We start from the raw sequence: 13,385 nt of genomic DNA, 5'->3' as shown, positions 1-13,385 counted from the left end.
TTATTTGATGTTGCAAAAAGAACGACATGTACTCGTTGTATTCCCTCATCCCGATGACGAATCATTCGGCACCGCCGGAACGATTGCAGAATATATTGAAATGGGCGTACCTGTGACGTATGCTTGCTTGACACTCGGCGAAATGGGTAGAAATCTCGGTAATCCTCCTTTCGCAAACCGCGAGACGCTTCCACAAATCCGGAAACAAGAATTGCTGGATGCGTGTGATGCGATGGGATTGACAGATTTACGCATGATGGGACTTCGCGACAAAACGATAGAATTTGAAGATCCTGAAAAACTGGTTAACATGATGACTGATCTCATTGATGAATTACATCCTTCTTTAGTCATCTCATTCCACCCGACGCTTGCTGTACATCCCGACCACAACGCAACAGGCGTGGCTGTGATTGAAGCGATGAGCCGTATACTGGAAGCGAATCGGCCGCTACTGTATATGAAAGCATTCGATAATGATACGTTGAATCAACTTGGTGAACCGCATGTTGTGCACCATACACCTAACGTAGCAGATAAAAAGATTGCCGCATTACGCGCACATGCCTCCCAGACGGTTTGGATGTTACCCGACATGGAAAAACGATGGGCTGCAAACGATCAGGATGCACTTGACTGGTTGTATAATGAAGCCTTTTATATTCATAAATTCAAGTAAAAAACCGCAAATTTGCGGTTTTTTTTATATCTTATACAAAATCATTTCTCTTCAATTGCTTTAATAAACGCATATAAATCCTGCAACTTCTTCTCGAATGCTTCCACGTTTAACGCACGGTCCATTTGAATTCTTGCGCTGTTTTGTGATTGCACAGCGGCTTGCATCTGACTTCCCGCTTCTCCAATCACCGTTTGATAACGACGTCGTATATCGTCAATTTGCTTTTCCGCTTCTTCATCTTCTGCACATAACGGCACGATATCGACCAATTCATCACGCGGACTTTCTGCATCGTAGGCATGGGGTTGCGTCGAATCAAACAGACACACCGATAACTCCGGAAACAGTACTAAATCGATACTTGCCGGATCCAATCCGCACCAACCGTACAGCACATCTAGCCCACGTCGCTGTGCTTCGTCTCCTAACGCTCGCATCATCGTCGACTTGCCTGTGCCCGGTAAACCCTTGATCAGAAAGCGACGTTTCGTACGTTTCGTGATAGACGGGATGAAGTCATGTGCGCTGCCAGCTGACAATGAACCGACAATCCGATGCGAGACATGGGCCGGTTTCGTTAGTTCAATTGTTCCAAATAATTGTTGCTTTAATTCTTCCGTAATTTCTTCGTGGCGAGGCCAATCCATACGGGCAATATTAACTACTTCCCATTCATCATGAATCGCTTTTGCTCGTTTTAACTCTTTCAACGACTGACTAAAACGTGATCTTTCTTCTTTCAACAAAGCACTCACTTCGTCATGCCGTTCGAGTAGCTGATCTAGGTGATAGACGTCATAGAAACAAAAGACTTTATGGCGTTTGCCAAGATCTGTCGGCTCGAATGAAATCGGATGGGATGCCTGCAAGATGAACAGTTCCAGTCCTTTAACGAAAAGTGCATCGGTTTTATCCACATGGCCAGGATTCATGAATCTATCCACACTATAGCCCCTATTGACGAAGTAAACCGCCAAGTCATTGAACACTTGTGATAACGAATGCGTAGGCAAACACTTCAAAAATATGGTCTTCTTTGATTCCACGAGCAACTCCTCATATTTATGCTGCACGCCTTGTCCTGTATAAGCCGTTCCCATATATTCTGTAATATGTCCGTATATATTGACCATCCTTTCTTTCTTCATTTCATCATATGTATAGGTAAATAAAAAAAGCACAGCCGAGTGGGCTTATGCTTCTTTATAGTGTAATAAAACTTTTTCGTCTGTTTGATGCGTGATCTTCAATAACATTTTCTTGCATTGTGGTAAGGCGATCTGAATGATTTGACCAGTGAATAGGACGACAACCAATGTACCAATTCCTACAGGTCCACCAAGTAAGAAACCGATAAGTGTGGCAATGGCTTCTATCGTAGTCCGTACCAATCGAAGACTCCAGCCAAACTTTTCAACAAACAACAGCATCAAACTGTCACGTGGTCCAGCACCAAGATTCGGTGACACATATATTCCTACCCCATACGATAGGACGAATACACCGATGATGAAAAAAATAATTTGCGCAGTCAATGAAGTGACATCAGGTAAAAGCCAGTTGAAAAAGTCGATAAATAATCCGATGATCAACATATTAAGCCATGTACCTACTCTCGGCCATTGCCTCAAAATAATCGATGTCACCGAAATGATAACAAAACCAGATATAATACTCCAGGATCCTATCGTTAATCCGAAGTTTTGATACAAACCAAGATGGAGCACGTCCCATGGAGCAATCCCAAGCCGCTGACCTTTAATCATCAACGAAATGCCAAGCGACATAATCATCATTCCCCCGATGAAAAATATCCATCGCCAAGCTAATAAATTACGCATATACATTCTTCTTTCTTCTAGTTATCAGTGTCTTCATTGATTCATTGTAACAGAAATCAACAAAGTTGTTGTGTCCTTACTTTACAACATCACTGAATTTTGCTTTTGCGACATGTGCTAAGTCCTGTGGCGCCAATTTCATTTGCAATCCAACTTTGCCCGCACTGACATAAATACAGTCGATTGTTTCGGCTTGTTGATCAATGAATGTCGGGAACTCGCGTTTCATACCGATTGGCGAACAACCGCCACGGACATAGCCTGTTTCTTTCGTCAATTCCTTCATAGGTAGCATTTCGACTTTTTTGAAACCAGCTGTTTTCGCTGCTTTTTTCAAGTCTAGCTCGTCCGAAACGGGAATGATATAGACAAGCAAGTCTGTTTTACTCGCCATGGCAACGAGCGTTTTATAGACGTGAGAAACCGGTACATTCGTTTTATTCGCAACTGAAACCCCATCATTATGTCCGTCATCCGTTTGATAGCTATGAATTTCATAGGGTATCTTCTCGCTTTCGATGATGCGAATTGCATTGGTTTTCGGTAACTTCTTCTTTGACATATGTAGGACTTCCTTTCTCTTCGTATTAATAGAAAGCTAGCAAAATATAAATCATCGAAAAAGCCCGTTTACTGAGTTACAGCAAAACAGGCTTCACTTTCAATGGAATCAAATCATACGCTGACATTCATTTGTGGCTGATTCATTTCGTACTGATTCATTCGGGCTTGATTTTGTATTTGATAGACGGTAAATGCATGGCTATATTGCTGTTGCATTCGATTTGGTCTATCAGTTGTAATCGTACTGTCAACACTCTCCATTTGATCACGTATAGTTTTGGCTCGGTTATGTAACGCCAATTGTAGTTCAGCTTGTGTGATCTTCGCTGATGCGTTACTGGCTAGTTGATAATCCGCTGTCGTTGGTGGTGATTCAGAGTATGCCTCTTTGCGGACTTTACGCCATAGATCAATCGTTTCATCCAAGTTGTTGCCAAGTGGAATCGAAATATTTTTTATCTGTCCTGCGCCAAGCTTTTGGAAGTCTTTTTGCGTTTCTTCAAGTTTTCCAATTGGTTGCGAGTTTCCGCGCAGCAATGCCACTAGTTCATCTTTGGTCTTTTGCGCCTGTTCACGAAAATCTGCTTGACGTTCATACGCGTTTCCGGCATTCTTTCTATGGACTGCGTCATACCGTTGCAGTTGTTCGGCGGCGCTCGCAAACCCTATTACAGCATTCATGGTATCCACCTCCGAATAGAAATTTTCTACACGTGTAGCTAGTATAACTAGTTTACGCAGTAATGCGTGAACCGCCAATCCATCTAAAGATTGGATTCGCGCAGGTTGGTGTTTTCATTTTATCCACTCGGTACGCATTTCATACTATATGGATATGCAAGTCGGGCGGTATTTACTAGTGTTTGTTATGGGAATATGTGTAGTATAAGTACCCTTTTTCGTATGTGATCAAACAAAGCTATTCACTGATTGATGTAGTGTGTCGTGGAAAGTGCTGAAGTTTAAGATCGAATGGTGTTTGTAATGAATAGTTAGTTTAGCGCAGGGGATTGAAGCTCCAGCTGGGGACGCTTTCCAGAGGGCGTGGCCCGAGCCGCTTCAATCCTACGTTGATAGTGGAGCTACGCAGATACGTCACTTTAGATAGTGTGCGAATAGTTGTTGACTTTAAACTTAGTTAAGTTCAAGTGCAGATCAGATTCCATTTCTAATCACTTACTGTCGAAAGTGTTTGAATTAGTAAAGCCCTGAAACCTACTTAGGTTCAAGGGCTTGGTTTATAGATAGAAACGATAATAGTCCTAACTTTAATGAATAACAATACGTATCACCTACTTATATTACGAGGGATTGACGTGTAGGATGGGCACTCCGGAGAGCGTTCTTTCCGAAGCGCTAATCCCTAACCCCAACACTCGTGCAACACCGTCCACTTCCATTCACTCAATCTTTCATGATCTTCGGTGGAGTCTCGCCTGGAATCGCTGGTTTTTCATTCGGTGTATCTTCCAAGAACTTCGTCTCTACGACTTCTTTTGGCACACTCGCTTTGCCGTTCTTTTCTTCGAGTCGGTCAATCGTCCGCTCGATCGTTTTATTCAACGTCGAAAGCGCTACGATCGTATCCCCTGTTTGTGCTTGTAATTCTTTTTCTGCCGTGTAGAACTCTATATCACCAGTTGCCCGTATGATGTACAACAATATGGACTGGTCATCGCGCTCGCGTAAGTACTGTGTGTAGCTGTATTGTTTCGTCAGCAACGTTTTACGGAACACATGCCCTTGGTTGATACGATCATCTAGTTCGTGGATGGACAAGTTCGGCGTGAATAGGAATTGCCCTGTTGCCAGGTTGAACTGTTGATCAGCGCTTCGTTTATGTGTGGTCGTTTGGAACAACAAGTCTCTTCCTAGATCCGGCGTGAAATCGGCGCATACGTGTGAGTTGTAAGTATCCGTCTTTGTCATCGCCAACATATAACGGTATGGTGTCAAATCCAAATGGTAGCCCGTATGCTCGGATAAAATATCCCCCATATATGTGGGCACGCTAAGTTTTCGCGCATTGGAAAGACCGCCCCATGAATTTTCCACAACCAAAACTTTGTGACCAGCGTCACTAATATTCTTCGCAAGTTCCGCTACGAACCTTGTACTGCCGATTAGTACTACACCCGATTCAATCGGCGTGGTCAAATTAAGTTTCTTTGCAAGCCAACCAATCGAAAAGCCATGGACGATGACGGTCGCAAATACAAGTGCGAAAGTCAAAGCGGTTAAGAGCTCCGCATCTTCATAGCCGTTCTCAAGCAATATCGTCGCGAAATAGCCCGATACGGTCAGTGCCACAATCCCTCGTGGCGCAATCCAACCAATAAGTGTTTTTTCACGATTCGTCAAATCCGTACCAATTGTTGATACCCATATCGATAGCGGTCTGACGACAAATAGCATCGCAAGTACGTATAGAATGATTTTCGGATTCAAAATTTCGATTAAGATATGTGGATCTAACGACGCCGTCAACATGACGAAAATTCCCGAGATAAGCAATACCGAAATATTCTCTTTAAAATTACGGATGTCTTCTAAAGTAGTCAAATGCATATTCGCCATCGTCATTCCCATCGCCGTGACAGCTAATAAACCCGTCTCATGCATGATTTCATCAGATAATACGAAGACAAATAACACGAGGCCGAATAATATCGGCGCTTTTAAATATTCCGGTACCCAACCTTTTTCAAATGCTGTTCCTAGAATTCGACTCGTTCCCCAACCAAGAAGTACGGAAAACAGTGATGCACCAAAGAACAGCAACATCGCTTTGGCCGTTACTTCATCATTGATGAACTTGATAACTTCAAATGCAAATACTGCTAGAAGTGCGCCGAATGGATCAACGACAATTCCTTCCCACTTCAATATCGCGGCTGCGCGGGGTTTTAACCGCGCTTGTCTAAGTAAAGGCAAGATTACGGTAGGACCTGTGACGATGAATAGTCCTCCAATAATAAATGCCACTTCCCACGACAATCCTGCGATATAGTGAGCGGCTAGTGACCCAGCGATCCACGCAATGAACGCGCCGAACGTTACGATTCGCGCAACAGGACGTCCAAATCCTTTAATTTCTTTAAAATCGAGATTTAAACTGCCTTCAAATAATATAATCGCCACTGCGAATGTAATGATGGGTGAATATAGATCCCCCATGGATTGCTGCGGATTGATCAAACCGAAAATTGGCCCTACCAATAACCCAGCAATTGCCATCACGACAATCGCTGGCATCCTCGTCCGCCATGCTATCCATTGCGACGCTACGCCAATTAACACGACCAACATTAAATCCATAATCAATGAATTGAACATTAGGTAGGTCGCCTCCTTCCCTCTTCCAAGCCTTTCTGAACTGCTTTCTTCCCATTGTAATAAACTATTCCCATTTTTCATAGGGTAAGAGGAACAAGCAGATTCAGAAAGGGTGGTTCCTATCGAAAAACAAGTCCAAAAAACAATCGTAATCTATCTTTCCATAACTGAAGGTAAGGGAAGTTATCCTTTACGCCGTGCATTAATACTGGCAAATATGCTAAAAAGCGAAGCACAAGTCATCTTTTTACACGATCAAGAAACACCAGTCCCAAGCGAAAATTTCACATGCCATAAAGTAATCGGTTCTTCTTCCTTCATTAAATTAATAGGCAAACTTCAGCCTGATCTTTTGATTCGAGACAGTGGTCCAAGCTATAAAGAAGAAATGACTAAAATTCATGAACTAGTGCCAAGTATTCTACATTTCGATGATTTCGGTGATGGCGGACAATTAGCAGACTGGGTGATCCAGACGCTGTACCCGGAAACCCAAGAACTTTATGCCGACCACTATATTGTAGGACCTCAGACATTCATGGCAGATGCTACACTGAAATCTTTTCGGCATGCGGGTCTTAAGAGAAAATCTCCATCTTCTTCGCAACTCGTCATTTCATTCGGCGATGAAGACCCGGGCAATCTCACGTTTCGTGCGTTGCGACATTTAAAGCAATTACAAATTCCTTTGTCCGTACTGGTGCTACTCGGCCAGAATTATAAACATGATGTGAGTGAAATCCAAATGATGGCATTGAGTCGACCGAACACGAAAGTCGTACAAGCCCCGGACAACCGTGCAGAGCTATTCTCTAAAGCCGATATGGTTCTGTGTGATGCGGGCTATACACCATATGAAATAGCCGTGATCGGTGTACCTTGTATTGTACTTGCCCAAAACGAGTTCGAATCAAACCTCGGCTTTCCAACCGAACGAAATGGCTTTACCCATCTCGGTCTCGGTCGTAAAGTGACTCAGTCGAACTTACTGAATGCAATCATGGAACCGTTGTTGCATGACGCACGTAAGGAACGCGCCATCAAAAAGCAGTTGCAGATCGATATCGGCACAAGCGATGAAAAGGTACTTGAGGCTATCCGTTATTTGCTGGAGTTCCCTAAACGCACGAGGCAGAATATGTTACACTAAAGGAAAACATTATGATAGGAGTTTTCCATTATGACAAAGGATCAGCTGGAACAAGAGATCGCGGAGCTGAAGATGGACTACATCAGCTTACAGGGCGATATGGAGAAGTTAGAGTCGACAGGTCATGTGAAGATGATCGAAAATGCGGAGCTTCGTCTATCTAAAATGGAAGAGCGCCTCGCGGATTTGAATAAGCAGCTCGCTGAAGCGACGAATTAATACGAACAACCTCCATCGAGTGTATAGCTGATGGAGGTTGTTTTTTGGGTTTGGGAATAGTGAGGATGACTGTGGATTGGGGGTGGGGATTTGCGCTTCGGAGGGGACGCTTTCCTGAGGGCCCGCGGCGAGCCAACTGTTCGCTGCGCTCTCTTAGTTGTCTCGCCTGTCGGGCTTGATCCTCCAGGAGTCGCCCCTCCTACGCGCAGATCCCTTGCAATGCGAGTGTGAGATACTTTTTGTTGTGCATTAAAGTAAGTTCTGTAAGTGGTTGTGAACTTTAGTACTTGTCTTTAAATACGTTAAGACAAAACAATAATTTGCAGACTATCTACAGTGAGTTATCTACGTCCCAACACGATCAACGCAGGATGGAAGCGGAAGCTGGTGGCGATTCCTGATGGATCAGCCTGAACAGGTGAGACAACCAAAAGAGAGCGTAGCGAACTGGTTGGCTCACCGCAGGCCCATGGGAAAGCATCCACCAGCTGGAGCTTCCATCCCCTCCTGCCCCATAAAAAAAAGCCCACAGCAAGTGTGAGCTTAGGCCATTACATACTCTTGGGCTGCTTCGTCTTGCACGAGCAACTCTTTTAGGTACTTCTTCGCGCGGAACAAGCGGGACTTCACAGTGCCGATTGATACACTCATCAACCCTGCGATCTCTACTAACGAATATTGATTCACATAGAAATACTCAATCGTCTTCCGGTAAATACCGTCCAACTCGCTGATCTTCTGTTGTACTAGCTCGGAAATATCACTTTGTTCCATCAACTCAGCAGGAGTTTTCGCATTACTGGGAACCAAATCCAAGATCGGAACGTCTAATGTATCAGGTTGATTCATCACGTATTGACTGTGACGTACATTTTTTCTGTAACGGTCGCGGAATGTGTTCATACAAATCGTCGTCAACCAAGCCTTCATACGGTTGACTTCACTCATTTCACCACTGTAGCGCACTACTTTTACCCATACGTCTTGCATGAGATCTTCTGCTTCTTCCTTATTGCGAGTGAGTTTAAGACATAAATGATATATATAGCGTCCATATTCTTCGTATAATGCGTTTAAGTCGTTTTTCATAATAAGTAGCCTCCGTTTTATAACTGGTACCCTTATTATCACCGACAAACACATTATGAACTATCGCTTTCTCTTTCAGTAACCTTACAATTATGTAAGATTACTTGACAAGTTCTACGCTTCCATAACCTCTTCTTTCGGTTCCTGCTTGGTAATCTTTAGGCGCAAAATCCGCGTTCGGTCCATTTCCTCAATCTCAAACAACAATGAATTATAACTAAACTTCTCGCCTTCTTCTGGAATATGACCCACTTCCTGAAAAACAAATCCACCGATTGTATCATGATCTGTTGGTAACTCTATGTCGAGTAGTTCAATAACGTCTTCAATCTCTAAACGTCCTTGGCAGATTAAATGATTCTCTTCTTTTTCGAAAACCATCGACTCTTCCTCCACGTCCGTTTCATCCTCTATATCCTGTCCAATCATTTCTTCAATAATATCTTCCTGTGTGACGATTCCGAGTGTCCCACCATATTCATCTAGCACAATCGCCATATGTTTCTTTTGCGTTAACATACGCTTAAACACGAGCTCTACGCTTGCGGTCTGCACGACGAACAAAGGTTGGCGATCAATTACCTCGGAAAACTTTCGCTCGGGATACATGGACCACTCAATCAACATTTTCGAATAAAAAATACCGACCACTTTGTCGATACTCTCTTCATATACTGGATAGCGGGTATAGAAATACTGCAATACGACGTCGCGTACATCTTCATACGTAGAATCCATCGATAGTGAAATAATATCCGTACGGTGTGTTTCCATTACATCGCTAACATCTTTATCGCGGAAATCTAGCATACCTTTTAGACGGATTGATTCATCCTGACCGAATGTGCCTTCTGTAGACGCAATGTCCACCATCGAACGCACATCTTCTTTCGTCAACGTTGCTTCCGTCACCGTTCCTTTAGAAATCAAGCGAACAAAGAAATTGGTGAACAACGATAAAACCAATGTCAATGGAATCAATAACTTCACAAGTACCGAAATAGGTGGCGCTACAATATACGCGATACGATCCGCAAATGTCGCAGCAATCGTTTTCGGTAATACTTCTCCGAATATAATCAAAACTACCGTCAAGATCCCTGTCAGTAACCCAATACTCAATCCTTTATCGATTGCAATCATCGTCACAATCGTAGGCATCAAAATATTCGCAATATTATTTCCAATTAGTATCGCCGTAATCATACGGTCCGGCTTGGAAATCAATTTTCGTAATTTTATCGATTTAATGTCTCCCTGATCCGCACGCAACTGAACTTTCATTCGATTGATAGCAGTCAGAGCTGTTTCACTTCCCGATAAAAAGAAGGACAATAATAAACATAGTCCCAGTGCAATAAACAATTGCGTCTCCTCCAACGTTTCTCCATTTATTTGTTATCATTCATCAGATATTATTAACATGAATTCAACATTTCTTATTGCATAAGTATATCACATATATAATCTGAATCGTTAATGCTACATACAGGTAGGACGTATACTTTTATCATTCGGTTCCCTTATCCATAAGTGTCTAAACCTTAATACATCACGAATTTCTGCTATACTGTGATATAGAAAATATCCAAAGAAAAGAGGGTTTACTATGACTTCATCACAAGCATTGGACCACTATTTCACAAACAACCGTGACCGCCACTTGGAAGAGTTAACGAGCTTCTTGGCAATTCCAAGTATCAGTGCACTTTCCGAACATCAATCCGATATGCAAAAAGCGGCGGAATGGCTGGCGAATGAATTCGAAACTGTCGGATTAGAAAACGTGTCGATTGAAAAAACGGCTGGACAATCCGTTGTCTATGCAGACTGGTTACATGCTGAAGGTCAGCCAACCATCCTGATCTATGGCCACTACGATGTGCAACCTGTTGATCCGCTTCACTTATGGGAAACACCTCCGTTTGAAGCAACAATCCGTGATAATAAATTATATGCACGCGGAGCAAGCGATGATAAAGGGCAAGTGTTTATGCACAGTAAAGCGATCGAAGCGCTGATGAATGTTGAAGGCACTCTCCCTGTTAACGTCAAGCTGATTATTGAAGGGGAAGAAGAGATCGGTAGCCCGAGCCTCGAAGAATATATCCAAAATAATCAAGATAAGCTGGCGGCAGATTTCATCGTCATTTCAGATACCGGCATGTACGGACCTGGCCAGCCCGCCATTTGCTACGGGCTGCGCGGATTAGCCGGCGTACAAATCGATGTGAAAGGTCCTAAAGGAGACTTACACTCCGGACTATACGGTGGCGGTGTTCAAAATCCAATCCACGCACTCGTCGAAATTCTAGCTTCATTCCGTGACGCCGAAGGAACTATCGCCATCGACGGATTCTACGATCAAGTTCGCGATCTGACGGAAGAAGAACGCGCAGGTTGGGCAGCTCTCGACTTCGATAAAGAAGCAGTGAAAAAAGAAGTCGGTGTCAAAGAATTAACTGGGGAGCCCGGCTACACGTACACAGAACGCACATGGGCCCGTCCTACACTCGAGATCAACGGTGTATTTGGTGGATTTTCAGGAGAAGGCATCAAAACCGTCCTCCCTTCCGAAGCAGGTGCAAAAATCACATGCCGTCTAGTTCCTGATCAAGAGCCAGATGAAATCATAGAAAAACTACGTGCACACATTGCGAAACACGAACCAGTCGGATGTGAAGTAACGGTCACTGAATTTGATAAAGGCAAGCCTTACCTAACACCATACGACCACGAAGTGATTCAAGCGGCTGGCAGAGCATACGAGCAAGTATACGGTGTACCTACCGTCTATACCCGCGGTGGCGGCTCCATACCCATCGTTGCAGCATTTGATGAAATTCTTAAGTTACCCGTTGTCTTAATGGGCTTCGGACTGGATACCGAAAACTTCCATGCACCGAATGAACATTTCCATTTAGAGAATTTCGATAAAGGATTGCGTGTCATCAGTAGTTATTATGGAGAAATTGAAAAACTCGGGTTGTGATTTGTGAGGGGGTTGATGGGGCTACTGGGGCGATAGAGCGGTTGTGACGTTGGATTGAGCGGTTGCGCGGAGGCATTGAGCGCTCGTGACGCTGGATTGAGCGGTTACGCGGAGGCATTGAGCGCTCGTGACGCTGGATTGAGCGGTTACGCGGAGGCATTGAGCGCCCAGACATGGCAATAGATCACTCACTAAAAACTATGAGCGCCTCCTCCCTTTTCACATAACAAAAACAGGCTACTCCACAAAAGGGGTAGCCTGTTCTACATGAAGAATGGTACTTTACTACTCTCAAGATTCCTCTTCTTCGTCCTCATAATTACCAAAGTACGTTAGGATTTCCTCTACCGACTTACGCGGTGGAGCTTTCGGCGACGTGTCGAAATAGCCGAACTGCAACATGCTGATGATGCGCTCGCCTGCCTCTACACCTAAACGTTCGCGAAATTTCGGGTTGTCGATGAAAGGTGGTGTTTTCCAACAAGTACCTATTCCTTTATCCCAAGCAAGCAATTGGATATTTTGAATTAGTACGCTGGCTGCTGCGTAATCCTCTAGCCGCTCTTTTTGGCGTACATCTTCAGGTACGATGACGAATACAGCTGCACTGGCAGTCGAGAACTTCTTCATTTGTTTTTCGAGATCCTCGTCAGAAAGCTGCTTCCAATTTGCTACACCGAACTCCTTCAAGACGTCCAAAAGCTGTTCATACTGTTCACCTATCGCTACGATTAATCGCCAAGGATTACGGTTTCCGTGGTTTGGAGCCCAAACGGCATCTTCTATAATTTCTGGAATGATCTCTGGTTCGATCGGTTGTCCGTTAAAATTCTTAATAGAGCGCCGTGTGACGATGGCCTCTCTTACCGATAATGCTTGTTCATTCACACTCAACCTTCTCCTTTGCAATAAGTATCTGCTTTTCATTATACCCTAACTTGGTAGTCTGTTACTAGAGGCTATGAGAAACACTTTGATGCAAAACTGGACAATTATGAGAAATGATCATTAATTTTGAAGAAGATATACTTCGCATTCGGTGAGTAAGCATAAGAGTCTTTATAATCCCATGTACGATGATACGCATCATACGTATGCGCATTGACGAGCGGCATATCCCCATTCTTGGCAGTCACGATTGTCGTATGATCGAAACGGCCATCCCCATGGAAATCATATGAAATGACATCTCCCAGCTGTAATTCTTGAGGCGTTTTTACTTGAGTTGCAGTCAGTCCTTTTGTAGATGTCGCTAAGTACCATCGCATGGAGTGAGCAACGGTATAACTGAAGCTCCACGTACCTTTTTGCATCCACCAACCCTTTTCGCGATTTGGTTGTCCATGCATAGGTGCTCCACCCGCCAACAGACATTGTGAAATGAAATTCGTACAGTCATCTTCAAAACTTGGAAAGGCAGGGTTTCTGCTATTCCACCACTTATCCGCATAGTCTACTGCTGCTTGTCGATCGTACAAAAAATCCCTCCTTGCCATATCATATGACAACGAG

The 13,385-nt window shown here is 43.7% G+C and carries 13 protein-coding genes; 4 read left to right on the top strand and 9 right to left on the bottom strand.

Translation table 11 applies throughout. The features are described from left to right. The first annotated feature begins 4 nt into the window (after positions 1-4). A complete protein-coding gene (bshB2, locus tag SporoP8_RS11645) occupies positions 5-679 on the top strand; it encodes a bacillithiol biosynthesis deacetylase BshB2 (protein WP_085132651.1) in 675 nt (224 codons plus the stop codon). Positions 680-720: 41 nt separating this feature from the next. Here bshB2 and SporoP8_RS11640 read toward each other — a convergent pair whose 3' ends face one another. From SporoP8_RS11640 to SporoP8_RS11620, 5 genes are all read right to left on the bottom strand, one after another. Then, the gene (locus SporoP8_RS11640) at positions 721-1,830 is read right to left on the bottom strand and encodes a hypothetical protein (protein WP_143560906.1); all 1,110 of its coding nucleotides are present in this window, start codon (positions 1,828-1,830) and stop codon (positions 721-723) included. Positions 1,831-1,875: 45 nt separating this feature from the next. Continuing rightward, the gene (locus SporoP8_RS11635) at positions 1,876-2,523 is read right to left on the bottom strand and encodes a YczE/YyaS/YitT family protein (RefSeq protein ID WP_085132649.1); all 648 of its coding nucleotides are present in this window, start codon (positions 2,521-2,523) and stop codon (positions 1,876-1,878) included. A 76-nt stretch (positions 2,524-2,599) separates the two neighbouring features. Beyond that, positions 2,600-3,085, bottom strand: a complete 486-nt coding sequence (gene ybaK / locus SporoP8_RS11630) for a Cys-tRNA(Pro) deacylase (protein ID WP_085132648.1) — start codon at positions 3,083-3,085, stop codon at positions 2,600-2,602. Between the two features lie 113 nt (positions 3,086-3,198). Beyond that, positions 3,199-3,768, bottom strand: a complete 570-nt coding sequence (locus tag SporoP8_RS11625; protein WP_085132647.1) for a hypothetical protein — start codon at positions 3,766-3,768, stop codon at positions 3,199-3,201. A 723-nt stretch (positions 3,769-4,491) separates the two neighbouring features. Continuing rightward, positions 4,492-6,423 carry a cation:proton antiporter gene (locus SporoP8_RS11620; RefSeq protein WP_232319149.1) on the bottom strand — a complete coding sequence of 644 codons (1,932 nt, stop codon included), beginning with the start codon at positions 6,421-6,423 and terminating at the stop codon, positions 4,492-4,494. A 112-nt stretch (positions 6,424-6,535) separates the two neighbouring features. Here SporoP8_RS11620 and SporoP8_RS11615 point away from each other — a divergent pair, with 112 nt between their 5' ends. Beyond that, a complete protein-coding gene (locus SporoP8_RS11615) occupies positions 6,536-7,573 on the top strand; it encodes a glycosyltransferase family protein (RefSeq protein ID WP_085132646.1) in 1,038 nt (345 codons plus the stop codon). A gap of 30 nt (positions 7,574-7,603) precedes the next feature. Beyond that, complete coding sequence (locus SporoP8_RS11610; RefSeq protein ID WP_029053516.1) at positions 7,604-7,792, top strand: SE1832 family protein; 189 nt, start codon at positions 7,604-7,606, stop codon at positions 7,790-7,792. A 543-nt stretch (positions 7,793-8,335) separates the two neighbouring features. On the opposite strand, the gene SporoP8_RS11605 is transcribed toward SporoP8_RS11610, so the two are convergent. Together SporoP8_RS11605 and SporoP8_RS11600 are read right to left on the bottom strand one after the other, a co-directional pair. Further along, positions 8,336-8,881 (bottom strand): RNA polymerase sigma factor, encoded by a 546-nt coding sequence (locus SporoP8_RS11605; protein WP_085132645.1) that lies wholly within the window; start codon positions 8,879-8,881, stop codon positions 8,336-8,338. A 114-nt stretch (positions 8,882-8,995) separates the two neighbouring features. Continuing rightward, positions 8,996-10,246: a hemolysin family protein gene (locus tag SporoP8_RS11600; protein WP_085132644.1), complete on the bottom strand. Its 1,251-nt coding sequence runs from the start codon at positions 10,244-10,246 to the stop codon at positions 8,996-8,998. A 244-nt stretch (positions 10,247-10,490) separates the two neighbouring features. On the opposite strand from SporoP8_RS11600, the gene SporoP8_RS11595 reads away from it, so the two are divergent. Next, the gene (locus tag SporoP8_RS11595; protein WP_085132643.1) at positions 10,491-11,873 is read left to right on the top strand and encodes a dipeptidase; all 1,383 of its coding nucleotides are present in this window, start codon (positions 10,491-10,493) and stop codon (positions 11,871-11,873) included. Positions 11,874-12,164: 291 nt separating this feature from the next. Here SporoP8_RS11595 and SporoP8_RS11590 read toward each other — a convergent pair whose 3' ends face one another. Together SporoP8_RS11590 and SporoP8_RS11585 are read right to left on the bottom strand one after the other, a co-directional pair. Then, entirely contained in the window at positions 12,165-12,761 is a 597-nt protein-coding gene (locus SporoP8_RS11590) for a nitroreductase family protein (RefSeq protein ID WP_085132642.1), read from the bottom strand. Positions 12,762-12,865: 104 nt separating this feature from the next. After that, entirely contained in the window at positions 12,866-13,351 is a 486-nt protein-coding gene (locus SporoP8_RS11585; RefSeq protein ID WP_232319148.1) for an amidase domain-containing protein, read from the bottom strand. Positions 13,352-13,385: the final 34 nt, after the last annotated feature.

Source organism: Sporosarcina ureae (genome assembly GCF_002101375.1).
GTDB lineage: Bacteria > Bacillota > Bacilli > Bacillales_A > Planococcaceae > Sporosarcina > Sporosarcina ureae_B.
The sequence above is the reverse complement of the archived record's forward strand: the minus strand, read 5'-3'. Positions and strand labels throughout refer to the sequence as shown.

Bases quoted from the DNA above. Each gene is read 5' to 3' on its own strand.
- SporoP8_RS11640 (WP_143560906.1), bottom strand. From the start codon at position 1,830: ATGAAGAAAGAAAGGATGGTCAATATATACGGACATATTACAGAATAT.
- SporoP8_RS11635 (WP_085132649.1), bottom strand. From the start codon at position 2,523: ATGCGTAATTTATTAGCTTGGCGATGGATATTTTTCATCGGGGGAATG.
- ybaK (WP_085132648.1), bottom strand. From the start codon at position 3,085: ATGTCAAAGAAGAAGTTACCGAAAACCAATGCAATTCGCATCATCGAA.
- SporoP8_RS11625 (WP_085132647.1), bottom strand. From the start codon at position 3,768: ATGAATGCTGTAATAGGGTTTGCGAGCGCCGCCGAACAACTGCAACGG.
- SporoP8_RS11620 (WP_232319149.1), bottom strand. From the start codon at position 6,423: ATGTTCAATTCATTGATTATGGATTTAATGTTGGTCGTGTTAATTGGC.
- SporoP8_RS11610 (WP_029053516.1), top strand. From the start codon at position 7,604: ATGACAAAGGATCAGCTGGAACAAGAGATCGCGGAGCTGAAGATGGAC.
- SporoP8_RS11605 (WP_085132645.1), bottom strand. From the start codon at position 8,881: ATGAAAAACGACTTAAACGCATTATACGAAGAATATGGACGCTATATA.
- SporoP8_RS11595 (WP_085132643.1), top strand. From the start codon at position 10,491: ATGACTTCATCACAAGCATTGGACCACTATTTCACAAACAACCGTGAC.